The following is a 24,259-nucleotide window of genomic DNA, read 5'->3' on the forward strand; positions in this document are numbered from 1 at the left end:
TCGGGCGGTGGTGTGATGTATGAAAATTTGTCGACCACTGTGGGCTGAGGGGACATTCCTGTCTTCTCAGCAGTTTCAGCAGCAGGCCCGCTGGGAAGCGTTCAGCAATGACAGCATTGCGCAGCTTTGTATTCGCCATCCGTGGGGGATCGCAAACGTGCTCTTTGACCGGGATGCCCTGACGCCCGGAAAGCTGAAAACGCAGGCAGTACGCCTGCGTTTTGCTGATGGCACGCTGATCGATTCAGACGTGGCGGATATTCTGCCGCCTGCCTGTGACCTGCGCACGCTGGAGGGCGGCAGCGCGATTGTTTTGCTGGCGCTGCCGCTTGCGCATGGTAACGGCGGTAATCTCGGTCAGGGCGAGCAGGCTGAAAGGCCGCTGCGCTATCGTCAGGAATGGCAAAAGGTGCAGGATATCTACGGCAGTGACAGTGAAGATATGGCCGTTGAGCGCCATGCACTGTCCCTGCGCTTTGCTCATGATAACAATCAGGATTACATCACCTGCCCACTGGCGCGTCTGGTGCGGGATGTTCAGGGCAACTGGACACAGGATGAGAGCTATATTCCGCCGTTACTGGCGTTTAACGCCCATGACGGGCTGGTACAGCGTCTGGACACATTGCTGTTGCAGCTACGGGCGAAGTGCCAGCGTCTGATGGCGATGCGCCGGGAAAGCAACCAGCGTATGGCGGACTTTGCCGTCGCCGATGTCTCCCTGTTCTGGCTGCTTAACGCGCTGAATTCCGCCGAGCCGGTGCTGAGCGATTTCCTGCGCTACCCGGCTGTCCACCCCGAACTGGTCTGGCGGGAGCTGGCGAGGCTTGCCGGTGCGCTGCTGACGTTTTCCCTTGAGCATAACGTCAGCGCCGTTCCGCCCTATGTCCACGAATCGCCGTCCACCGTCTTTCCGCCCCTGTTCTCCCTGCTCAGCGAGCTGCTGGAAGCCAGCCTGCCGTCACGGGTGATCGCGCTGGATCTGGCGTCCCTGCCGGGCAACCGCTGGAAAGCCGACCTGCACGATCCGCGCCTGCGGGAAGAGGCCGATTTTTATCTGTCCGTTCGTTCCTCACTGCCTGCGCATCAGGTACTGCATCAGCTACCGCTGGTCTGCAAAATCGGTGCGCCCGATGACGTCACGCTGCTTATCAACGTGGCGCTGAACGGTGTTCCACTGGTGCCGCTTACCTCGGTTCCGGCGGCGCTGCCGCTGCGGCTGGAGAACCAGTATTTTGCGCTGGATATGCACAGTGACGCGGCTAAATCGATGCTGGAGTCCGGGAGCTGCATGATTTATGCGCCGGGAACCATGGGCGACCTGAAACCTGAACTGTTTGCGGTGCTGCGCACATGAAAAAAGATATGGATATCAATATCGATGCGCTGCTGCGCGACACGTTTCTGACGGTGGTGGAACTGCGTCAGGGAACCACCGTGCGTCACGGTATCGAGCTGTATCGCCACTGTCAGCGGCAGGTGGAACTGGTCCGCGAACGTCTGAAAGATGCCGGATTCAGTCGGGAGAACGTGGAGCACATAACTTACGCGCAGTGCGCCCTGCTGGACGAAACAGTGCTCAGCCGTAGTGGCATGGACGACGATCAGGCCATCTGGATGAAAAACCCACTCCAGTCGCATTTCTTCAACACCCTGCAGGCCGGTGAGCTGCTGTACGAGCGGATGAAGCAGGTGCTACAGGAGCCCGCCCCCGCGCAGGCCGTGCTGACCTGCTTTCACCGTGTCCTGCTGCTGGGATTTCGCGGGCGTTATCAGGATCCGGCAGCCCCGGAGCGCGACCAGCTTATTTCGACGCTCAACGGGCAGGTCGCGCCATTTGGTGTGCTGCCGGAAACGGCGGTACTGAACGTGCCGTTATCCACCCGTCAGCACCCTTTGCTGCATTCGCCGTTTTTCTGGCTGGTAACACTGGCGCTGCTACTGGCGGGCGTCTGGTGGGGGCTACACCACTGGCTGAATGTACTGGTGGATGAACTGCTGCCGCAAAGCCTGCGTTAAAGGGAGTCGTGAGTGAGGAACACGCTGAAACAGGCCATCGTGCTGTGGGGAATGGTGTTACTGCTGGTGCTGTGGTCGGTGTTTATCAGTCCGTCTGGCGTGCTGAGATGGGCCGGTGCGGCGGCTATCGTTCTGGCGGTTGCTGCGTTGTTGATTTACCGGCGCAGGCAGGCGTGGACGGAGATGACCGGCGATGCCGGGTTGTCATCGCTGCCGCCGGAAACCTACCGACAGCCGGTAGTGCTGGTCTGTGGTGATATGTCGGCGCACCTGTTCACTGACAGCCCGGTCCGCCAGGTTTCAGAAGGGCTGTATCTGCATGTTCCTGATGAAGAACAGCTTGTGGCGCAGGTGGAGCGATTGCTGACCCTTCGCCCGGCGTGGGCATCGCAGCTTGCCGTGGCGTATACCATCATGCCCAGCATACACCGGGATGTGGCGGTTCTGGCCGGACGGCTGCGACGGTTCGCTCACAGTATGGCGATAGTGCGTCGCCGGGCGGGCGTAAACGTACCCTGGCTTCTCTGGAGCGGGCTGTCCGGCTCGCCGTTGCCGGAGAGAGCGAATTCACCGTGGTTTATCTGTACCGGCGGCGAAGTTCAGGTAGCAACATCCGCAGAGACCACCATGCCCGCGCAGTGGATTGCACAATCCGGCGCACAGGAACGCAGTCAGCGACTCTCTTATCTGCTGAAAGCCGAAAGCCTGATGCAATGGCTGGATCTGAATGTGCTGGCGGAACTGAACGGCCCGGAGGCGAAATGTCCACCACTGGCGATGGCCGTGGGGCTGGTCCCCTCGTTGCCTGCGGTGGATAACAACCTATGGCAGTTGTGGATCACCGCCAGAACCGGCCTGACGCCGGATATCGCGGACACCGGCACAGACGATGCGCTGCCATTCCCGGATGCCCTGTTACGGCGGTTGCCGCGTCAGTCGGGCTTTACCCCGCTGCGACGGGCCTGCGTGACCATGCTGGGCGTCACCACCGTGGCGGGTATCGCCGCGCTGTGCCTGTCAGCCACGGCAAATCGCCAGTTATTACGGCAGGTCGGTGACGATCTGCACCGGTTTTATGCCGTCCCGGTGGAGGAATTTATCACCAAAGCCCGTCACCTGTCGGTGCTGAAAGACGATGCGACCATGCTCGATGGGTATTACCGGGAAGGAGAACCACTGCGCCTCGGTCTGGGGTTATACCCCGGCGAACGCATCCGCCAGCCGGTATTACGCACCATTCGCGACTGGCGTCCGCCTGAGCAAAAAATGGAAGTGACGGCTTCGCTTCAGGCGCAGACCGTGCGTCTTGACAGTATGTCGCTGTTTGACGTCGGACAGGCCCGCCTGAAAGACGGCTCGACAAAAGTGCTGGTGGACGCACTGGTGAATATCCGGGCAAAACCGGGCTGGCTTATCCTCGTGGCCGGATATACCGACGCCACCGGCGATGAAAAAAGCAATCAGCAGTTATCGCTGCGACGCGCCGAAGCGGTGCGCAACTGGATGCTGCAGACCAGCGACATCCCGGCCACCTGTTTTGCCGTACAGGGACTGGGCGAGAGCCAGCCTGCGGCGACCAACGATACGCCACAGGGCCGGGCAGTCAACCGGCGCGTCGAAATCAGTCTTGTTCCGCGTTCTGACGCCTGTCAGGACGTGAAATAAAACATACCGCCGGAAGAAGGCGGTGCTTCAATCACACTAACAAGGAGAGTAATTCTCATGGCTATTCCTGCTTATCTCTGGCTGAAAGATGACGGCGGCGCGGATATCAAAGGTTCCGTGGACGTTCAGGGGCGCGAAGGCAGCATCGAAGTGGTGGCGCTGGATCACGATGTGTACATCCCGACCGACAACAACACCGGCAAACTGACCGGTACCCGTACTCACAAGCCCTTTACGTTTACCAAAGAAATCGATGCGTCCAGCCCGTATCTCTACAAGGCCGTGACCACCGGCCAGACCCTGAAAACGGCGGAGTTTAAATTCTACCGCATCAACGATGCCGGTCAGGAAGTGGAGTACTTCAACACCACGCTGGATAACGTCAAGCTGGTCAGAGTCGCTCCGCTGATGCACGACATCAAGGATCCTTCCAGAGAGAAGCATAACCACCTGGAACGTATTGAGTTCCGCTACGAGAAAATCACCTGGACTTACAAAGACGGCAACATCATTCATTCCGACTCGTGGAATGAGCGTCCTTCCGCCTGATAACTGCGGCAGACAGGAAACTGTCTGCCTTTTTGTTGTGTGCTTTGTCCAGTGCCGCAGGCACCGGTACTGAGCAAAGCATACCCACAATCTGGTGAAACCTGATGGGCCTGTGTGAGGTAACGGCTATGGGCGGTAGCGTGCCTGAACGCGGATCGCAGGAATACAGAACACGATAAGGAAACCCTTCTATGACAGGAAATCACCCCGCCGCGCTGCTGCGTCGCCTTAACCCATACTGTGCACGGGCGTTGGACGCTGCCGCCTCACTGTGTCAGACCCGCGCCCATGCGGAGATAACCATTGAACACTGGCTGCTGAAACTGCTGGAGCAGGGAGAAGGCGATATCACGGTGATTGCCCGTCGCTATGAATGGGATATCGACACGCTCTGGCAGTCTCTGCTGGCGCATCTGGACACCTTACCCCGCTCGGTCCGCGAACGTCCTCAACTTTCTGAACCGCTGGCAGCGCTTATCAGACAGGCGTGGCTGATAGCGTCACTGGAAGGTGACGATCCACAAATCCGCAGCCAGCACCTGCTGATGGCGCTGACAGAAAAACCGATGCTGCCCGCCTGTAATGACCTGTGGGTATTGCTGAGTCTGAGCCGCGTGCAGCTTGAGCGGCTGCATCCCCTGCTGGATGCGCAGTCGGATGAATGTCCGGCACGTCAGCCACAGGTCACCGAACCGCTGACATCCGCGCAACCAGAGTCGGCAACGACGGACGTACCGGCAAAAACGCTGACGGGGAAACAGGATGACGCCCTGCTGGCGGTGCTTAACCGCTTTACCGAAGACGTGACGGAAAAAGCCCGTAGCGGGCGAATCGACCCAGTATTCGGGCGCGACACCGAAATTCGCCAGATGGTCGATATCCTCTCCCGTCGCCGCAAAAACAACCCGATTCTGGTGGGAGAACCGGGGGTGGGCAAAACCGCACTGGTGGAAGGGCTGGCGCTGCGTATCGCCGAAGGCAACGTGCCCGACAGCCTGAAAACGGTGCATATCCGCACGCTGGACCTCGGTCTGTTACAGGCTGGCGCGGGTGTTAAAGGTGAATTTGAGCAGCGACTGAAAAACGTGATTGATGCAGCACAGAAATCGCCGGAGCCGGTACTGCTGTTTATTGATGAAGCCCATACCATTATCGGCGCGGGTAACCAGGCTGGCGGCGCGGATGCGGCGAACCTGCTGAAACCGGCACTGGCAAGGGGCGAACTGCGCACCATCGCGGCGACCACGTGGAGCGAATACAAACAGTATTTTGAGCGCGACGCCGCGCTGGAGCGCCGCTTCCAGATGGTTAAGGTTGACGAGCCGGATGATGACACCGCCTGTCTGATGCTGCGGGGACTGAAGGCCCGTTATGCACAGCACCACGGCGTGCATATGCTGGACAGCGCCATTCAGACCGCCGTGCGCCTGTCGCGCCGCTATCTGACCGGACGCCAGCTGCCGGACAAGGCGGTTGATTTGCTGGATACCGCCGGAGCAAGAGTCCGCATGAGCCTCGACACCCTGCCGGAGCCGCTGACGCAGCTTCATGCGCGACTGGCGGCGCTAGATATCGAGCGGGAGGCGATTCGTGTTTTATCCCGAAACCAGCCCGGAGCGGCTGGCAGAACTGACCGATTTGCGTGATGAGCTGCAGGCAGAAGCCGGGCATCTGGAAGCGCAGTATCAGCAGGAAAAGGCACTGGTGCAGCAGATTATGACGTTGCGTCAGGAAGGAACAGACAGCTCTGAACTGCAACAGCAACTGCGGACGCATCAGGGCTTTGCACCGCTGCTGGCGCTGGATGTGGACGCCCGCGCCGTCGCCACGGTGGTGGCGGACTGGACTGGCATCCCGCTCTCTTCCCTGCTCAAGGACGAGCAGAGCTACCTGCTCAGTATGGAACAGAGCCTTGAAAACCGCGTTGTCGGGCAACGCCCGGCGCTCTGCGCCATCGCACAGCGGTTGCGGGCGGCTAAAACCGGCCTCACGCCGGAGAACGGCCCACAGGGGGTATTCCTGCTGACCGGCCCCAGCGGCACCGGTAAAACCGAAACTGCGCTCACACTGGCCGACACCCTGTTTGGCGGTGAAAAATCTCTTATCACCATCAACCTCTCCGAATATCAGGAGCCGCATACCGTCTCCCAGCTTAAGGGGTCTCCTCCGGGCTACGTTGGCTACGGTCAGGGCGGCGTACTTACCAAAGCCGTTCGCAAACGCCCGTACAGCGTGGTGTTGCTCGACGAAGTGGAAAAGGCGCACCGCGACGTAATGAACCTGTTCTATCAGGTATTTGACCGGGGCTTTATGCGCGACGGCGAAGGCCGGGAAATTGACTTCCGCAACACCGTGATTCTGATGACGGCTAATCTGGGCAGCGACCACATCATGCAACTGCTGGAGGAAAAACCGGACGCCACGGACGCAGACCTGCATGAACTGCTGTATCCCCTTCTGCGAGACCATTTTCAGCCTGCACTGATGGCGCGTTTTCAGACGGTGATTTACCGCCCGCTGGGACAGGAAGCGATGCGCGCCATTGTGGAAATGAAACTGGCGCAGGTGGTTCGTCGTCTTCGTCAGCACTATGGGCTGGAAACGGAAATCAACGACAGCCTGTACGACGCCCTGACCGCCGCCTGCCTGCTGCCGGACACTGGGGCGCGTAATATCGACAGCCTGCTGAACCAGCAAATCCTGCCGGTATTAAGCCAGCAGTTGCTGGCGCAGCAGGCCGTGCATCATAAGCCTGCCCGACTGCGGCTTGGCTGGGATAAGGAAGACGGCATTGTGCTGGAATTTGATGAGAAATAATGGAGGCTCTTATGAACGTACAGTTCTTCGACCACGCACACCACAAGCTCAAAATTCGCGGCCTGCAAAGTCCGGTGGATGTGCTGACCTTTGAAGGCCGCGAGCAACTGAGTACCCCGTTCCGCTACGACATTCAGTTTACCAGCAGCGATAAAGCCATCGCGCCGGAGTCGGTGCTGATGCAGGATGGCGCATTCAGCCTGACGGCACCGCCGGTACAGGGAATGCCGGTACAGACTGCCCTGCGCACCCTGCACGGCGTCATTACCGGCTTTAAACATCTCTCATCGTCACAGGACGAAGCCCGTTACGAAGTACGGCTGGAGCCGCGTATGGCGCTGCTGGCCCGCAGCCGCCAGAATGCCATCTACCAGAATCTGACGGTGCCGCAAATCGTCGAAAAAATCCTGCGCGAGCGGCACCAGATGCGCGGTCAGGACTTCGTGTTTAACCTCAAAAGCGAATACCCGGCCCGCGAACAGGTGATGCAGTATGGCGAGGACGACCTGACGTTTATTTCACGCCTGCTGTCGGAAGTGGGCATCTGGTTCCGCTTCGCCACCGACGCCCGGCTGAAAATTGAGGTTGTCGAGTTTTATGACGACCAGAGCGGCTATGAGCGCGGGCTGACGCTGCCGCTTCGCCATCCTTCAGGGCTGTTTGATGGTGAAACGGAAGCCGTATGGGGGCTGAACACCGCGTACAGCGTGGTGGAAAAAAGCGTCACCACGCGGGACTACAACTACCGCACCGCCACAGCGGAGATGATGACAGAGCAGCATGACGCCACCGGGGGCGATAACACCACCTACGGCGAAGCCTATCACTACGCCGACAACTTCCTGCAAAAAGGCGATAAAGAGGCAGCGGAAAGCGGCGCGTTTTATGCCCGTATCCGCCACGAACGCTACCTGAATGAACAGGCCATTCTCAAAGGCCAGAGCACCAGTTCACTGCTGATGCCGGGGCTGGAAATCAGGGTTCAGGGCGACGATGCGCCAGCGGTGTTTCGCAAGGGCGTGCTGATTACCGGCGTGACGGCCAGCGCGGCGCGTGACCGCAGCTATGAACTGACGTTTACCGCCATCCCGTACTCAGAACGCTACGGCTACCGCCCGGCGCTTATCCCCCGCCCCGTAATGGGCGGCACGCTCCCGGCGCGGGTCACCAGCACGGTGAAGAACGATATTTATGCCCATATCGACAAGGACGGGCGCTACCGGGTCAACCTCGACTTTGACCGCGATACGTGGAAACCGGGTTATGAAAGCCTGTGGGTACGCCAGTCGCGCCCGTATGCGGGAGACACCTACGGCCTGCACCTGCCGCTGCTGGCGGGAACGGAAGTCAGTATCGCCTTTGAGGAAGGCAACCCGGACCGACCTTATATTGCAGGCGTAAAACACGACTCGGCACACACTGACCATGTGACCATTCAGAACTATAAGCGTAACGTCCTCAGAACCCCGGCGAACAACAAAATCCGCCTCGACGATGAGCGCGGCAAAGAACATATCAAGGTCAGTACCGAGTACGGCGGCAAGAGCCAGCTAAACCTCGGTCATCTGGTGGATGCCGGGAAACAGCAACGCGGCGAAGGCTTTGAACTGCGTACCGATATGTGGGGCGTGGTGCGGGCAAAGAAAGGCATCTTTATCAGCGCCGATGCGCAGGATAATGCGCAGGGGCAGGTGCGCGAAATGGCTCCTGCAATGGCGATACTGAATGGCGCACAGTCACAGATGAAGTCTCTGTCCACTGATGCGCAGACGGCGAATGCCGATCCGGCAGATCTGTCATCGCAGATTGCGTTGTTGCAACAGAGCGTAAAAGATCTGAACCAGGCTGCGATCCTGCTAAGCGCACCCAAGGGCGTGGCGATCGCCAGCGGCGAGCACCTGCAACTGGCGGCGGCAAAGAATGTGATAGCCAACGCAGGCAACAACGCCGATGTCGGCGTGGTGAAAAATATGTTTATCGGCGTGGGACAGGCGCTGAGCGTGTTTGTGCGTAAAGCGGGCATCAAGCTGTTTGCCAATAAGGGCGCAATCTCGGTGCAGGCGCAGAACGACTTGATGGAACTGTTGGCGAAGAAGGAAATCATCATTACCAGTACCGAAGATGAAATTAAAATCACGGCGAAGAAAAAGATCACCCTTAACGGCGGTGGCAGCTACATCCGGCTGGATGCCTGTGGGATAGAAGCGGGAACGCCGGGAGAATATAACGTTAAGGCGGGATATTATGGGCGTAAGCCGAAGGCGAAGCTGACGCCGGAGCTGATGGCGTTTCCGGTGATTGAGGGTGGAGACTATTCTCGCTGTTTTAAATTTTTTGATGACGAAAATATCCCATATCGTAATGTTAAGTATATAGCCAATTTTATTGATGGAACAAAAAAGGAAGGTGTCACTGATGATGAGGGATGCACCGAAACATTTTTTAGTGATAAAGAAGAAGAAATTGAAATTGAGATTTTACTTGGTGTTTAAAAATACCACCCTTAATTATTAAAGAGAAAAAAATGAGCAAAAATGTAATATTAAGTAATGGGGAAAGAGAAAATCCTTCTCCGCTGATCTATGACAAGCATAAAAAGCACTGTATTTTTCGTACAAAGACATTACTTAGTGAAGAGAAAAAAGAAGACGAAAAATGTACTGTATCAGTTGTATTTATTGATCATGAGGGGTATATAAGAAATGCTGGAATTATAAAACACACAGTCCCTGAACTTGAAGAAGGTCGCATGCCTAAAATTAATGCAATAATATTGCATAGAACAGATTCTTCAACAATAAATGGTACACTTGCTAGTTTTTCTAAAGGCATTGGAGCTCATTTTATTGTTGAAAAAGATGGTAATATATACCAGGCTGCAAGCCTATTTGTATATACCAGCCATGTGGGGAAGATAAAGTCTCGATGTAAGGAGGAAAAAACATGGTCGTCTGAAGAAAAAAAGAAAATAGAGGCATTCGGATGGAATGCTAAGAAGATACATGATCATGAAAAAATTAAACAATATCCTTATAGATATCCATATAATATGGACAGTGTTGGCATTGAGGTTATTGCATTATATGATAAAAAAAATAAAAAATGGGAGTCTGCTACAGACTCTCAAAAAAAATCAATTGAGAAACTTGTAGATATAATAAAAATATTTATGAGTTAGAAGATAGGGATGTTTATGAACATGATAAAATTAGTTATAAAACAGAAGGTGAAGGCGCTGATCTCTATAGTGTTAATTAATTTCTTTTTTTGTTCAAATAGTTACTCCGAAGAAAAAATAGAGATAATAAACATTAATAAACCAATATATATAGGTACCAATCAATCAGATAAGGTGCTTATTACTGCGTGTAATCATTGGGTGCTTAATTCTAGAGATATTATAGACATATTCAATCTAAGTATAAAGCATGATGATTATGGCGAAATAAACAGAATGTATTATTGGTTACCTTGTGAAATTAGAGGGAGACTAATGTATGACGGAATAGAATGGAGTTTTGTTATCAATGCTGCTGCAACAGCAATGTGGATGAGCAATGATAAAGAGATTTACTGGGGATGCAATAAAAAAGCATGCGATAATTTCTTTTTATTACCATATGATGGGATGAGGTAAATCACAGTTAATAAAGCAAAAACATTATGGACAAGTGAATTAATCAGATAGTTCAAGCACCTTGAGATTCATTGTATTCATATTTCAGAATAACGGATTATTACAATGCCCATCCGACTTAATACCATTCCCGACGCAGAACCCTATCCCGCACCGCCAGCCCGCATTAAATGGCTGTCAGCCTTATTACTGATGCTGTCTGTTGGTGTGGCAATAACCTCATTATTCTCCAGCGATGAACTGGCAAAAAACGGCCCGCATTTCTGGGGACTGGCCTGTGGTGTGCCTGCCTTTATCTGGTCGCTGGTTGCTTCAGTTCGCTGGCTGTTTTTTATCACGCAGTACATTCGGGCTGATGCCTGGAATAAGCGCCGGGAAGAGGTGATTTTGCAGGAAACGCGACGGGGACGACGGGCGTTGCAGATACTCAGTTTTTCCGTACAAACCGCGCTGAATGGTGATTCCGTTGCAGAAACTACAACAGCATTTCTGGCGCGTCAGCAGGTGTTGAATACTTACGCTGATTTGCGCGGAGAAGATACTGTGCGTCGCAGTGTCATTCCCGTATTAACCAATAAACCGGTTACCGGGCGTTTATCCGAAATTATTTCCCGCCTTTTTATTGATATCAGACCGCAATTGTTTCTGCTGCCCCCTGATTTTCATATCAACGTACTACTGGAAATTGATGCGCCGCTTTCAGGGGCCTCCGTGAGAACTATCTGGCAGGACGAATGGCAAAAAGCCGGACTCCCGGAAGCCCGTCTGTTTTCTGCCCCGGAGCTGGGGCTGGCCGCCGTGGACGACTGGCTGGACAACTTTATTCAGGAAAAGGCCGTACTGTTGGTGATTTCCGTACGACTTGAACCGAAGACTCCGGAACGGACGGCAGAATCCTCCACCGCGCTGTTGCTGGCAAATCGGTTGACGCAAACCGCGCTGACGCCGCTGGCCCTGCTGCATCGTCCTGAACGTATCACAGATACAGAGATGATGGCGTCAGGCATTGCACAGGCGCTGGACTGGATGCCAGTGCAGCCAGATGCCATATCCGGCATATGGACTGCCGAACTGGACAGGGAACAGCGTGCCGCGTTGTTAAGCCTTAACCAGCCGTTTATTCAGGAAGCCCTGATGTACGAGCTGGATGCCTTTCTGGGGCGCTCCGGACCGGCAGCGCCGTGGCTGTCCGTCGCTGCGGCAACGCTGGCGGCAATACAATCACAACACCCCCAACTGACGCTCAGCGGCGTTCAGGGCGGGCATTATTCATGGGCGACCGTGGTGTCGCCATTCGTTTCCCCACAGGAGGCATCATAGTGGTTCCGGGATTAAACCGTCTCCGGCCCCGTTCTGTTTCAGGGCCTGCCATCGTCATGACCGTGGCTGTTGTGGTTTCGCTTTGCACGTTTATTCACCGTAAACCGGCATTGCTGGGCGTTGAACCGGGTAGTTCACAGCAAATGTACTGGATGGCTGGCGTGATTGCCGCAGGTGTGGTCTTTCTGATTATCATGGGGGTTTATCATCTGCTGAACCGCCACGCTGCCGTACAGAGCTTTGAACTCCACAGACAGCTTGCCGCCGGAGATGACTATCGGGCGGTGACGACAAAGAAAGCCGACAGCCGTCATCCGGCAATGGTGGAACTCGCCGCCTTCCTGCGCGACCGCTACGGCCCATTCTGGCGGCGTAAAATCCGCCTGCTGCTGGTGACCGGCGAGCCTGAACAGGCAGAGGCCATCGCGCCGGGGCTGACCGGGCAACACTGGCTGGAGGGCGACCACACGGTGCTGATATATGGCGGCAGGCCATCTACAGAGCCTGATGTCGCGCTACTGACCGCCTTAAAAAAACTGCGCCGCAGCCGTCCGCTGGACGGCATCATCTGGCCGCTGACAGAAGAACAGAGCCGCCAGACGGCGCAACTCGACAAAGGCTGGCGCGAACTGATAAACGGCGGTAAGCGACTCGGTTTTCAGGCTCCACTCTATTTGTGGCAGGTCTGTGACAACGGTGATTATCAGACCGGACGCCCCCTGCAAAGCGTCGGCTGCCTGCTGTCGGAACGCTGTACCCCGGAACAACTGGCTGCAATGCTGGAAGCACAAACCCTGCCGCTGACGGAACAGGGCATGTCGCAGCTGCTTACCGATAACCGCCATGATTTCCTGCTGCGTCTGGCCCATACCCTTGCAGAGCGGGGTATCGCTCACTGGCAAAGTATCCTGAAACCGCTGCTGGCAGGCGGCGCATTTTCCTCCCTGCGCCTGCGTGGCCTGATGTTCAGCCCGCCGCTTACCGCCGTACCGGAAGCCGCACCTCATGCGTGGCTGCCGTCACCGGTCTGGGCGGGCGTGACCGGCGATAACGCGCGGGGTCGCACGGTGGGCTTTCCGTGGCTGCGTATCACGCTGATGTCCGCTGTCTGCGTACTGGCGATATGGGGGGCCGGAATGACGACCTCGTTCTTCGCCAACCGCGCCCTGATTCAGGAAACCAGCATCCAGACGGCACGGGCGCTCGATACCCGTCTGCCGGTTTCAGAGCAACTGGTAGCGCTGCATACCTTACAGGGTGAACTGGAGCGCCTGCAATACCGTATCCGGGAGGGTGCGCCGTGGTATCAGCGCTTCGGCCCTGAACGTAACCAGCAACTGCTCGCTGCCGCTTTTCCCGGCTATGCGCAGGCGGCAAACCGGCTGGTGCGCGACGTGGCCGTTGACCATCTGCAACAGCAACTTAATGCCTTTGTCGCGCTGCCGCCCAACAGTCCTCAGCGTACCGCCACCGGTGAACAACGCTATAAGCAGCTTAAGGCATTGCTGATGACTTCTCGCCCGGAAAAGGCCGACGCTGCCTTTTTCAGTACCACGCTGATGGCAGACGGCCTGCGCTATGAAAATATCCCGGAAGGCGTGCGGCAGAGCGTGTTGCCGTCACTGCTGACCTTCTGGATGGCGAACCTGCCGGAACACCCGCAGTGGAAAACCTCACCGCCACCGGAACTGACCGGCGCGGTGCGTAAAATCCTGCTGCGCCAGATTGGCGTGCGCAATGCCGAAAACACCCTCTACCAGAACGTGCTGCAACAGGTGTCCCGCAACTACGCCGATATGACGCTGGCGGATATGACCGGGGATACGCTCACCGAATCTCTTTTCAGCACGGAACAGACGGTGCCGGGGATGTTCACCCGTCAGGCGTGGGAAGGACAGGTCAGGGAAGCCATCGAGCAGGTAGTGACGGCGCGGCGCGAGGAAATCGACTGGGTACTCAGCGACCGCCAGCAGGATACCTCTGCGGATATCTCGCCGGATACGCTGCGTAACCGTCTCACCTCACGCTACTTTACCGACTTTGCCGGAAGCTGGCTGGCGTTTCTCAACAGCATTCACTGGAAAAAGGAAGACTCGCTCTCCGGCATTCTCGACCAGTTGACACTGATGGCCGATGCCCGTCAGTCGCCACTGATTGCGCTGACGGACACCCTCGCGTGGCAGGCGGCGGCAGGCAGGGAAAACCGTGGTCTGTCAGACTCGCTGGCGAAATCGGCACAGGAACTGTTTAACGGCAAGGAGAAAACGCCGCAGCAATCCCGTGAAGGTGACGTGCCTGTCGGGCCGCTGGATAAAACCTTCGCTCCGCTGCTGCGGTTGCTGGGCGATAAGGCCGGAGGCGGCGACAGCCAACTGAGCCTGCAGACCTACCTCACCCGCGTCACCCGTGTGCGTCTCAAACTGCAACAGGTGACCAACGCCCCCGACCCACAGGAGATGACCCAGCAACTGGCGCAGACGGTTTTACAGGGCAAAACCGTTGACCTCACCGACACCCGCGACTACGGACGGTTAATCGCCGCCAGTCTGGGCGAGGAATGGAGTGGCTTCGGTCAGGCGCTGTTCGTCCGCCCGGTGGAACAGTCGTGGCGGCAGGTGCTGACGCCTGCGGCGGACAGCCTGAACCGCCAGTGGCAGCGGGCGATTGTCAGCCACTGGAATCAGGACTTCGCCGGTCGCTATCCGTTCAAAGCCTCACAAAACGATGCCTCTCTTCCCCTGCTGGCGCAGTATCTGCGCGATGACGGGCGCATCAACCAGTTTATAGCCGCCAACCTTTCCGGCGTACTGAAACGTGAAGGCCGCTACTGGGTGGCTGACGCCATGAACACGCAGGGGCTGACGGTTAACCCGGACTTTATCCGCGCCCTGAACCGCCTGCGCGACGTGGCCGATACCGCCTTTGCCAGCGGCGATGCCGGAATACATTTTGAACTGCGGGCAAAACCGGCGCGTGACGTGATGAAAACGCATCTGGTGATTGACGGACAGGAGCTGGAATATTTCAACCAGAAAGAACGCTGGCAGCGTTTTAACTGGCCGGATGAACAGTGGCAACCCGGCGCATCGCTGAGCTGGACCAGCACTCAGGCAATGGAACGAATACTGGCGGATTACCGGGGAAGCTGGAGCCTTATTCGTCTGCTGGAACAGGCGCAGGTGACACCGGTGGACAGCAGCACCTTTAAAGTGGAGTGGAAAGCGCAGGACGGCCTGCCGCTGAATTACCTGCTGCGGGTTGAACAGGGCAAAGGGCCGATGGCGCTGCTGGAACTGAAAAACTTCCGCCTGCCGGGACAGGTGTTCCTGACCGGCAGGAGTATGAAGGATGCGGAAGAATACGGGGAAGACGCCGATGAGTGAACTGTTGCAAAAGCTGACCCGTAGCTGTTTTGCCGACCGGGACGCACTGGACTCGGCGCGAACACAGGCGGCGCTGTGGCAGACATGGCTGCTGCCGGTGACGGCAGATACGCCGGTCGGGGAAGACCCCGGCTACCACGACGATTTCCTGCGTATCCGCGACGAGATGAACAAACTTTCCGGCGCGGATACGGACCTTATCTGCCAGCTTGCCGAATCCCTGCTGCTGACGCAGGCAAAAGACGTGCGCATCGCCACTTACTATATCTGGGCGCGACTGCACCGCGATGGCGAACGCGGACTGGCTGAGGGGCTGGCGCTGTTAGCCGGACTGGTGGAACGCTTCGGTGCGCAACTGCTGCCCTCGCGCCCGGCAAGCCGAAAAATGGCGCTGGAGTGGCTGGCAGGGGAAAAGATGCTCGACAGCCTTGCCCGCTACCCGGAAGTGGCAAAAGAGGATTTTGCGAACATTGTTGCCGCTCTTAATCAACTGACGGTTTCCTTCACTGCATGGCCCGAAGACCAGCATTCCCCCTCCCTGATGCCGCTGATTAACGCGCTGGAATCACGTCTGGCGCAGTCGGGTGGGATGAACGCGGTGGTGCCGCAGAACAGCAGCGGCGTTCCGGCACCGTCTTCCCCGGTGGATGCGCCACAGGTACAGACCATCACTTCCGGGCGCGACCTGCTCGACCAGGCGAAAGTGCTGGCCCGTTATCTGAACGAACAGCCGCAGGGCTGGCTTTCAGCACACCGGCTGATGAAAACCCTGCGCTGGGACACGGTGCATGAACTGCCGCCGGATGTGGACGGAAAAACCCGGCTGGCCCCGCCGCGCACAGAATCACGCAACCAGCTTAAGCGGCTGTATGCTCAGCAGAACTGGACGGAACTGCTGGAGCAGGCCGACCTGATGTTCAGCTCCGGCGTCAGCCATTTCTGGCTGGATATCCAGTGGTATCTGCATCAGGCGCTGGCCAAGGCGGGCGCACCGTGGGACAGATGGACAGCGGTTATCCGTCAGGACCTGGCGCTGCTGCTGGAGCGCCTGCCGGGGCTGGAAAATCTGGCATGGAACGACGGCACGCCGTTCGCCGACGAGGTGACGCGCAACTGGATAGCGCAGCAGGTCATGATGCGGGAAGACGGCGCATGGCTTGCGGGGAAAGCCGCTGTACCGACAGACGACGCCACAAACGACGTACTGGCGCTGGAGCCGGAAGCGCTGGAGATAGCAGACAGTCAGGGCGTGGAAGCGGCGCTGGGCTGGATACAGACCCGTCCGGGCATCACCACGGCACGACAGCGCCTGCTATTGCGACTGCTGATGGCGCGGGTGGCGGAACAGTACGGTAAAAACGAGATGGCGCTCCTGCTGCTGGAAGAACTGGATACAGCCGCACAGGGAATAACGCTGACGCAGTGGGAGCCAGAACTGCTGTTTGAAGTAAAAGCCCGACAGCTGAAACTGCTGCGTCTGCGGGCGCACCGCTATGCGGATAAAGCCCTGCTGAACCGAAAAATGGATGCCCTGCTGGGTACACTGGTGGCAATCAATCCGGTGCGGGCAGCGGTATTGTGTGATACGCAACATAAGGACTGATGGCAATGGGAACAGGCTACTTCCTGGTCAGGGGCGATAAGACTACCTGCGGCGGCAAAATTATTGAAGGCGCGGACGACCATACGATCATGGGTATCCCGCAGGCACGGGATATGGACCGGGTCACCTGCGGCAGATATCCGGGAATGTTTATTATTGTGGGCGGCGTTCCTGAAACAGATATTCACGGCAGGCTGATGGCGGGGACGCTGGATAGCCAGAGCAGTTGCCCGTGTAAGGCGCGGTTTATTGCGTCGATGATGGATGATACCTATGAGGTGGATGACGGGGGAAGTGAAGCGGAACAACATGCGCAGTCGGCGAAAAAGGATCTGACTTCTGGTTCTGATTCATCCTCTGATGATGTAAAACTGGATTACAGAATTAAATTATCAGGTAATAAGATACTGACGCCACTGAATATACCTGATTATAAAGAAATGATAAGCGGTGGTAGTACGAAGAATACAGAAAAAATAGATTTTACTATCACAAATAAAGGCGATGAGGCTGAAGCGCTTTCTCTGGAAGTGCTTGATGGTAATGAAGTGATTTATAGTGAACGGCAGACCGGTAAATATTGTGATAAGGGAGAGCATGCCTGGCAATGGGATGGTTACAGTAATCAAGGCATACTGGATACAACTAAGATAAAAAGCAAATCACTACTCGTAAGACTGATTGCTTTATGTGGTGATATGATGATAAAAGTTGATTATCCATTGAAAAATGCTGCGAAAGAAGAAGAGTGGGTTGATGTAAAAGTTGACAGAAATAATAAAGTGGTCGATATAACATGGAGATTATCTGTTAAGGATAGCGGTACAAAAGGCAGTAACCCTGAGTTATCGCCAATACCTTATAGCGATTTAGTTAGTCTTACTAAAAATGGCGTGGAGTTTTACTGGTCACGAAATGGAAGTCGCGGCGGGGGAATTGGTGGTAATATCGTTACAGCGATTGGGGTTTTTAAAGTAAATGTAAAGGCTGAGATAAATATTACTCCATCTATGCGAACTTTTGATTTGATATCATCGTTAGATCCAGATATGCAGTCGTCGGTAAGTCTTTTGGGGTTTGAAAAAATATACCATAACTATGGTGGCTATTATAATAACAGCAAGGATGAAATAAAGGCTCTTCTATATAGTAATGAAAGATATAAATGGGATAGTGCTCATGAGATGGGACATAAAGTTATGGATAAATATGGTTCTGAATCATGGACACATAAGGGGACATCCACGCGGGGTCAAAGTACCATCCCTAATACTCCAATGCCATCTTCAGGAGAGATTGATATAATGAAATATGCAGATAGCTATGCACCTGATAGATATAAGAGATTGGTCGCGGCAGATGAAGATGTTCAGGCATTGATCTGGTTGAGCAGGGTGAGTTTTAATGATTAGAATAATTGTTTTTTTATTGTTTTTTTTGAGTGGGTGTACTTCACAAAAAGAGTATTCCAATATAGTCAGGATTGAGAATAGATGCTCCTCAGATATCGATGTCTTTATTCAGGGATATGTTTCCGGTTCTACGCTGATTTATCAGCATAATATACACTTGCCAGTTGGTGATAGTGATGTATTAGTATATTTTCCCACGGCAGATATTGATGATGGTTTTAAATATGAGGGGGCATTCATGATATATAAAGATAGCCGCGGTGAATTGGATTATCCATTCACCATTTCATTGTCAGGGCGCGAAAAAAAAATTTGGGAAGAATGACTTAATTAGATTATCACGAGATATTTCAACAAAAGACGACAGAAAATACGGAGTTATAAGATATATAATCGACAGTCAGGAAATTTGCCCGTGATGTTTTAAGTTATTCGTTCACAATTATTAATTATTGCCTATTATGTAAGGTAAATTTAATTTGGTTCAGAAAAGACAAGAATACATCATTATTAAAATCAATAAGTCAGCAACTATCCATAATATATTCACATAGAATAAATTTAACTATGATGTTACTTCTACACCTGCATGATATTCACTTTCAATGAAAGGAAGATAATCCCTCCGATGGACGATCTAACCCAACGCTACTACGAAGCCGAAATGCGCTACCTGCGTGAAGCGGGGAAAGAATTTGCGCAGGCTTACCCCGACCGCGCCGCGATGCTCAATCTTGATAAACCCGGCGCACGCGATCCCTATGTGGAGCGCCTGTTCGAAGGCTTCGCTTTTTTAATGGGCCGCCTGCGCGAAAAGCTGGACGACGATCTGCCGGAACTGACTGAAGGGCTGGTCAGCCTGCTGTGGCCCCACTACCTGCGAACCATCCCGTCACTTTCCGTGGTTGAACTGTCGACAGATCACCGGCAGATGAAGCAGAGCGAAACGCTGAGCGATTTTCAGGTATTGTCGCGCCCTGTTGGCGAGCGCAGAACCCGCTGCGTCTACAGTGCCACGCGTGATATCACGCTGCATCCGCTGGCGTTGCCGGACGTGTCATTGCAATATGAACCGGACGGACGCTCGGTTATCCGTCTGCGCTTTGCGTGCGGCCCGCTGGTTGGTGACTGGTCGCAGATCGATTTATCCCGCCTGCTGCTCTATCTCAATGCCGACAGCCCGGTAGCCTGTGCGTTGCACCGGGCTTTAACGCTTGGCACGCAGCAGTTCTGGCTGCGTCTGCCGGGGCAGGATCGCCGGATGCTTGGCGCACACTTTTCCCCGATGGGCTTTGAGGATGATGACAGGCTCTGGCCAAAAGGTGAGTCAGCCTTCAGCGGTTACCAGTTGCTGCTGGAGTATTTCACCTTCCGCGAGAAGTTTATGTTCGTGGCGCTGAACGGGCTGGAGCAGGTTGCATGGCCGGAGGGGATAACCGGCTTTGAGATTGACGTGGTGCTGAACGAGAACTGGCCTCACGACCTGCCGTTTGACAGCGATAATATCCGTCTGCACTGCGTGCCGGTCATCAACCTGTTCCCGCTCGAAGCCGATCCGTTACACCTTTCGCCACTGGAAAACGAATTTCTGCTGCGCCCGATGCGCATTCAGGACGGGCATACCGAGATTTATTCCGTCGACAACATTATTTCTTCGCGCCATACCGGCAGTCAGGCGTATGTCCCCTTCTCCAGCTTTCGTCACCGGGGCGGGATGCTGCGCCACGATGCGCCGGAACGCTATTACCACACGCGGGTAAAGCGCGGCCCTTCCGGCCTGCATGACACCTGGCTGATTCTGGGCGGCGATGCGTTTGATACTGACCGGATGCTGGAGGATGAAACGCTCTCTTTAAGCCTGACCGGTACTAACGGGCAGCTTCCCCGTAAGGCTTTACAGAGCACGCTGCTCGATACGCCAGTTCATGCCTCACAGAACGTCCTGCGGGTGCGCAACCTGTGCGCTCCGACGCAGCCCTGCTATCCCCCTGCGCGTGACCGCTTCCACTGGCGGGTGCTCAGTCACCTTGGTTCTAACTTTTTATCGATGATGGATAACGCCGAAATTCTGCGCGGCACGCTGGCACTGTACGACTGGACCGAAAGTGAGATGAACCGCCGTCGTCTGGAGGCGATTGTCGACGTTCAGCACAGCCTGATACAGCGTTTTGAAAGAGGCTTTCTGCTGCGTGGCGTGGATATTCAGGTGACGCTGGACAGTAACGGCTTTGCCGGAGAAGGTGATATCACGCTGTTTGGTGAACTGCTGCACCGCTTTTTCGCACTGTATGCCGATATCCACTTATTCACTCAACTGACCTTAATTCTGCAACCCACAGGAAAGTGCCTGCAATGGACATAGCATCACAGCCAGCGCGTACCGGGCTGACCGACCGGCTGGCCCCGGATATTGCGCGGATCAATTTTTACCGTTTTTGCCAGTTGCTGGAACAGAGCCAGCAGAACGCGCCGCTGGGCAGTACCGACAGCCCCGCCGCCGATGCGGTGCGCTTTCGTCCCCATCCCGGAATGGGCTTTCCGGTCAGCGAGTTAAAGAACGTTGAACGTGACGTGGGCAATCCCGACGCGCCGCCCACGGTGCGCACCACCTTTCTCGGCCTGTACGGCGTGGATTCGCCGCTGCCAACCGCCTATCTGGACTACATTACCCAGCGTCATGACGGACATGACGCAGTGATGGCGTTTCTCGATATTTTTAACCACCGCTTTATCACCCAGTATTACCGCATCTGGCGCAAATATAACTACCCGGCGTCGTTTGAAGCAGGTGCCGTGGATGACATTTCCCGTTGTCTGCTGGGACTCATCGGGCTGGGTATTCCCGGCAGCGAGAACCATATCGCCACGCCGGTATCCCGTTTTCTGGCCCTGCTCAGCGTGATGCGCCTGCCGACGCGCACGGCGGAAGGCGTTACGGCACTGGTGGGACTGCTTGCCCCGCTGACGAAAGCGACGGTGGTGCCTCATGATCCGCAGCCTGTAATTCTCCCGGCCCCTGCGGGTCTGTCAAAAAATTCACGCATCAGCCTGAAAACGCGAACGCTGCTGGGGCGTACCGGTACCGACGTCAACAGCCAGTTGCTGCTGAAACTGTATACCGAAGATGCCGCAGAAGCGCGTGGCTGGCTGCCCGGCGGGCAACTGCACAGCGATTTGCTGGTGCTGCTGCGCGTTTATCTGGGCTGGCGCTGTCAGGCCCGTCTGCAACTGACGCTGCCCGTCAGCCTGTTGCCTGCTGCCCGGCTGGGAAAACAGCGTGTACAGATTAGCCGTACCGGCATCCTTCGCGCCTCCTTTGCCGCGCCCGCGACCGGAACAGTGACGGTCAGTCTGGGGCGTTATCAGGGATTAATACCCGCTTTTTCCATTCGTAACAGGGAGAGTATGACTCATGTTTCCTATTCGTTTTAAACGTCCGGCGTTGCTCTGTATGGCGATGCTGACGGTTGTTCTGAGTGGCTGCGGGCTGATTCAGAAAGTGGTGGATGAATCGAAAAGCGTGGCCTCAGCCGTTTTCTACAAACAAATCAAAATACTGCATCTCGATTTCTTCTCCCGCAGCGCCCTGAATACGGATGCGGAAGATACGCCGCTTTCCACGATGGTGCATGTCTGGCAACTGAAAACCCGCGAAGATTTTGACAAGGCGGATTACGACACCCTGTTTATGCAGGAAGAGAAGACGCTGGAGAAGGACGTACTGGCAAAACACACCGTCTGGGTAAAACCGGAAGGCACGGCATCCCTGAATGTGCCGCTGGATAAAGAGACGCAGTTTGTCGCCATTATTGGGCAGTTTTATCACCCTGATGAAAAAAGCGACAGCTGGCGTCTGGTGATCAAAAGGGACGAACTGGAGGCCGACAAGCCGCGCTCGATTGAACTGATGAGAAGCGACCTGCGACTGCTGCCTCTCAAGGATAAATAACCGATGTCGACACCTTCCTTATATGAAATGCTGACGTTCAGTTTCAGCGGCGAGTTACCGCTGGAACAGGTCAGCGAGCGGGATCAGCTTATCCTTTCCGTGATGGACAATATGCAACGCATTATCAACTGCCGGGCAGGCACGCTGGCGCATTTGCCGGATTACGGTCTGCCGGATCTCAGTCTGATCCATCAGGGGATGGCTGCGGGTATTCATGGCCTGATGCGTCAGATTGAAGAAACACTGCTGCGTTATGAACCACGCCTGAGTCAGATACAGGTGGAATTACTCCCCCAGCCCCGTCCGGGGCATCTTAATTACCTGATCCACGCGCAGCTTCCCGATACCGGCTGGATACGCTTTGATGGCGTATTTTCTCCGGAAGGACGAATTGTTCTGCGTCATCTCAAACAGCAGGAGCGGGCGTACTGATGGCAAGTAACGCGAATTTTATCAGCCAGTTCGTCATGGGCGGCGATCCTTGTACTTATAAGGAATCCGGTGAACTGCAGGCTGAAATGAGTAAACTGACTCACCCGGCCCGACCGGATGTGGACTGGCGTCAGGTGGAAAAACTCAGCCTCGCGCTGTTCCGGCAAAATGGCGTGGAACTACAGACGCTGGTCTGTTACGTACTGGCGATAACCAGACGGCAGGGGCTGGCAGGGATGGCAGACGGACTCGGTTCACTGGATATACTGCTCCAGCGCTGGGCTGACTTCTGGCCGGTACAGGTACATTCCAGAATATCACTGCTCAACTGGGTCACAGAAAAAATGCAGCAGGCACTGAGAACGCTGGATATTCAGTATCAGGATCTGCCGCAGATCTACCGTTGTGTACAGCATCTTTCCGCCATCGAAACCACGCTGCAACAGTGTGAACTGTGGCATATGACGAAGCTGGACGTATTGTCCGGGCAGTTTCGCAATGCGGCTCTGCGTCTGGAACGGCTGGCGCCTCAGGGAGCGGAAACCATTATCACTCCCCCTGAATTACCCCGCCGGGAAATGAATCAACCGAAAAAGTCAGAGGAAAGTCCACAGCCGGTTTTTGCAACCAGATCCGTTCAGCAAAACGATAAGGATGCCAGTCCACCCGTGCCATCCCCTGAAATCTCCCGGCAGTGGACATGGCCGATATTTATGGCCGGAATGGTTGTGATGGCCGGTCTCGGCGGAACAGGATTATGGGGCTGGTCGCAGCTTAATCAGCCGGACGCGCTAATCCAGCGAATACAACTGTCTGTCATGCCGTTGCCGCAGTCGCTGGAGAGCGGCGAACTGGCAAAGCTGGATGTAAAGGATAAGGCGCTGCTGGCTCAGGACAGAACAATTGCGGCAAGTCAGATGCAACTGGAGCAGTTAAACAAATTGCCTGCCCGCTGGCCACTGGAGCAGGGATATCGCCAGCTACGCCAGCTTGATGCCCTGTGGCCGGATAATCCTCAGGTCAGGGCGCTGAACGCGCAGTGGCGCAAACAGCGGGAGCTGAGCGCCCTGTCTGCTGAGGCACTGAATGGCTATGCTCAGGCGCAGAGTCAGCTACAGCGCCTGTCGGCGCAGCTGGATGCACTGGATGAACGTAAGGGGAGATATCTGACCGGTTCGGAACTGAAAACGGCGGTGTACGGCATCCGGCAGTCGTTAAAGGAGCCGCCGCTGGAAGAACTGCTTCGGCAACTGGAAGAGCAAAAACAGACCGGAGAGGTTTCGCCAACGCTGTTGACGCAAATTGATACCCGGTTAAATCAGTTGTTGAATCGCTATGTCATTTTACTGGATACGAAGGTGGTGCGTATTACCGTGAAGGAGATCGGTGAGTAACATCGATGGAGATCGGTTCGTGTCACTTTCACAGAACCGTTTTTAAATTACCTTCACTGATCTCCTTCGGTCAACGGAG

17 protein-coding genes and 1 pseudogene are annotated in these 24,259 nt (G+C 55.3%); all 18 read left to right on the top strand.

Features of this window, described 5'->3' with window-relative positions; translation table 11 throughout:
• The first annotated feature begins 19 nt into the window (after positions 1-19).
• The gene (tssK, locus tag ACJHWT_RS17710) at positions 20-1,357 is read left to right on the top strand and encodes a type VI secretion system baseplate subunit TssK (protein ID WP_000686690.1); all 1,338 of its coding nucleotides are present in this window, start codon (positions 20-22) and stop codon (positions 1,355-1,357) included.
• Complete coding sequence (gene tssL / locus ACJHWT_RS17715) at positions 1,354-2,019, top strand: type VI secretion system protein TssL, short form (RefSeq protein WP_410232345.1); 666 nt, start codon at positions 1,354-1,356, stop codon at positions 2,017-2,019. Before tssK ends, tssL begins: the two co-directional genes overlap by 4 nt.
• A gap of 12 nt (positions 2,020-2,031) precedes the next feature.
• Positions 2,032-3,684 (top strand): OmpA family protein, encoded by a 1,653-nt coding sequence (locus ACJHWT_RS17720; protein WP_001246519.1) that lies wholly within the window; start codon positions 2,032-2,034, stop codon positions 3,682-3,684.
• A 57-nt stretch (positions 3,685-3,741) separates the two neighbouring features.
• Entirely contained in the window at positions 3,742-4,233 is a 492-nt protein-coding gene (locus ACJHWT_RS17725) for an Hcp family type VI secretion system effector (RefSeq protein WP_000997073.1), read from the top strand.
• A gap of 191 nt (positions 4,234-4,424) precedes the next feature.
• Positions 4,425-7,050: pseudogene (tssH, locus tag ACJHWT_RS17730) on the top strand (type VI secretion system ATPase TssH).
• 11 nt (positions 7,051-7,061) lie between these two features.
• Positions 7,062-9,542, top strand: a complete 2,481-nt coding sequence (locus ACJHWT_RS17735; protein WP_001318015.1) for a type VI secretion system Vgr family protein — start codon at positions 7,062-7,064, stop codon at positions 9,540-9,542.
• Positions 9,543-9,574: 32 nt separating this feature from the next.
• Positions 9,575-10,228, top strand: coding sequence for an N-acetylmuramoyl-L-alanine amidase (locus ACJHWT_RS17740; protein WP_021525705.1), 654 nt, complete (start codon positions 9,575-9,577; stop codon positions 10,226-10,228).
• A gap of 15 nt (positions 10,229-10,243) precedes the next feature.
• Complete coding sequence (locus ACJHWT_RS17745; RefSeq protein ID WP_050488182.1) at positions 10,244-10,687, top strand: hypothetical protein; 444 nt, start codon at positions 10,244-10,246, stop codon at positions 10,685-10,687.
• 105 nt (positions 10,688-10,792) lie between these two features.
• Entirely contained in the window at positions 10,793-12,007 is a 1,215-nt protein-coding gene (locus tag ACJHWT_RS17750) for a hypothetical protein (protein WP_001122752.1), read from the top strand.
• A 56-nt stretch (positions 12,008-12,063) separates the two neighbouring features.
• Positions 12,064-15,390, top strand: coding sequence for an ImcF-related family protein (locus tag ACJHWT_RS17755; RefSeq protein ID WP_001318016.1), 3,327 nt, complete (start codon positions 12,064-12,066; stop codon positions 15,388-15,390).
• Positions 15,383-16,993: a type VI secretion system protein TssA gene (gene tssA / locus ACJHWT_RS17760; RefSeq protein ID WP_001318017.1), complete on the top strand. Its 1,611-nt coding sequence runs from the start codon at positions 15,383-15,385 to the stop codon at positions 16,991-16,993. The genes ACJHWT_RS17755 and tssA overlap by 8 nt, the downstream gene beginning before the upstream one ends.
• Before the next feature lie 5 nt (positions 16,994-16,998).
• A complete protein-coding gene (locus ACJHWT_RS17765) occupies positions 16,999-18,405 on the top strand; it encodes a PAAR domain-containing protein (RefSeq protein WP_001318018.1) in 1,407 nt (468 codons plus the stop codon).
• Positions 18,398-18,730 carry a hypothetical protein gene (locus ACJHWT_RS17770; protein ID WP_234977728.1) on the top strand — a complete coding sequence of 111 codons (333 nt, stop codon included), beginning with the start codon at positions 18,398-18,400 and terminating at the stop codon, positions 18,728-18,730. Before ACJHWT_RS17765 ends, ACJHWT_RS17770 begins: the two co-directional genes overlap by 8 nt.
• Positions 18,731-19,033: 303 nt before the next feature.
• A complete protein-coding gene (tssF, locus tag ACJHWT_RS17775) occupies positions 19,034-20,767 on the top strand; it encodes a type VI secretion system baseplate subunit TssF (protein WP_410232346.1) in 1,734 nt (577 codons plus the stop codon).
• The gene (gene tssG, locus ACJHWT_RS17780; protein ID WP_410232347.1) at positions 20,758-21,837 is read left to right on the top strand and encodes a type VI secretion system baseplate subunit TssG; all 1,080 of its coding nucleotides are present in this window, start codon (positions 20,758-20,760) and stop codon (positions 21,835-21,837) included. The genes tssF and tssG overlap by 10 nt, the downstream gene beginning before the upstream one ends.
• Positions 21,818-22,354, top strand: coding sequence for a type VI secretion system lipoprotein TssJ (gene tssJ / locus ACJHWT_RS17785; RefSeq protein WP_000484008.1), 537 nt, complete (start codon positions 21,818-21,820; stop codon positions 22,352-22,354). The genes tssG and tssJ overlap by 20 nt, the downstream gene beginning before the upstream one ends.
• 3 nt (positions 22,355-22,357) lie before the next feature.
• Positions 22,358-22,786, top strand: a complete 429-nt coding sequence (gene tssE / locus ACJHWT_RS17790) for a type VI secretion system baseplate subunit TssE (protein WP_000106969.1) — start codon at positions 22,358-22,360, stop codon at positions 22,784-22,786.
• On the top strand, positions 22,786-24,180 hold the full coding sequence (locus tag ACJHWT_RS17795; protein WP_065203380.1) for a VasL domain-containing protein: 1,395 nt from the start codon (positions 22,786-22,788) through the stop codon (positions 24,178-24,180). The genes tssE and ACJHWT_RS17795 overlap by 1 nt, the downstream gene beginning before the upstream one ends.
• Positions 24,181-24,259: the final 79 nt, after the last annotated feature.

It is taken from the genome of Escherichia sp. WS338, assembly GCF_046486405.1.
In the GTDB taxonomy this organism is placed as follows: Bacteria; Pseudomonadota; Gammaproteobacteria; order Enterobacterales; family Enterobacteriaceae; genus Escherichia; species Escherichia coli.

What these genes read in the sequence shown, in the direction of transcription:
- ACJHWT_RS17765 (WP_001318018.1), top strand. Translation starts at nt 16,999, where the DNA reads ATGGGAACAGGCTACTTCCTGGTCAGGGGCGATAAGACTACCTGCGGC.
- ACJHWT_RS17745 (WP_050488182.1), top strand. Translation starts at nt 10,244, where the DNA reads ATGAACATGATAAAATTAGTTATAAAACAGAAGGTGAAGGCGCTGATC.
- tssK (WP_000686690.1), top strand. Translation starts at nt 20, where the DNA reads ATGAAAATTTGTCGACCACTGTGGGCTGAGGGGACATTCCTGTCTTCT.
- tssE (WP_000106969.1), top strand. Translation starts at nt 22,358, where the DNA reads ATGTCGACACCTTCCTTATATGAAATGCTGACGTTCAGTTTCAGCGGC.
- ACJHWT_RS17735 (WP_001318015.1), top strand. Translation starts at nt 7,062, where the DNA reads ATGAACGTACAGTTCTTCGACCACGCACACCACAAGCTCAAAATTCGC.
- tssG (WP_410232347.1), top strand. Translation starts at nt 20,758, where the DNA reads ATGGACATAGCATCACAGCCAGCGCGTACCGGGCTGACCGACCGGCTG.
- ACJHWT_RS17740 (WP_021525705.1), top strand. Translation starts at nt 9,575, where the DNA reads ATGAGCAAAAATGTAATATTAAGTAATGGGGAAAGAGAAAATCCTTCT.
- tssL (WP_410232345.1), top strand. Translation starts at nt 1,354, where the DNA reads ATGAAAAAAGATATGGATATCAATATCGATGCGCTGCTGCGCGACACG.
- ACJHWT_RS17750 (WP_001122752.1), top strand. Translation starts at nt 10,793, where the DNA reads ATGCCCATCCGACTTAATACCATTCCCGACGCAGAACCCTATCCCGCA.
- ACJHWT_RS17755 (WP_001318016.1), top strand. Translation starts at nt 12,064, where the DNA reads ATGACCGTGGCTGTTGTGGTTTCGCTTTGCACGTTTATTCACCGTAAA.
- tssJ (WP_000484008.1), top strand. Translation starts at nt 21,818, where the DNA reads ATGTTTCCTATTCGTTTTAAACGTCCGGCGTTGCTCTGTATGGCGATG.
- ACJHWT_RS17725 (WP_000997073.1), top strand. Translation starts at nt 3,742, where the DNA reads ATGGCTATTCCTGCTTATCTCTGGCTGAAAGATGACGGCGGCGCGGAT.
- ACJHWT_RS17795 (WP_065203380.1), top strand. Translation starts at nt 22,786, where the DNA reads ATGGCAAGTAACGCGAATTTTATCAGCCAGTTCGTCATGGGCGGCGAT.
- ACJHWT_RS17770 (WP_234977728.1), top strand. Translation starts at nt 18,398, where the DNA reads ATGATTAGAATAATTGTTTTTTTATTGTTTTTTTTGAGTGGGTGTACT.
- tssF (WP_410232346.1), top strand. Translation starts at nt 19,034, where the DNA reads ATGGACGATCTAACCCAACGCTACTACGAAGCCGAAATGCGCTACCTG.
- tssA (WP_001318017.1), top strand. Translation starts at nt 15,383, where the DNA reads ATGAGTGAACTGTTGCAAAAGCTGACCCGTAGCTGTTTTGCCGACCGG.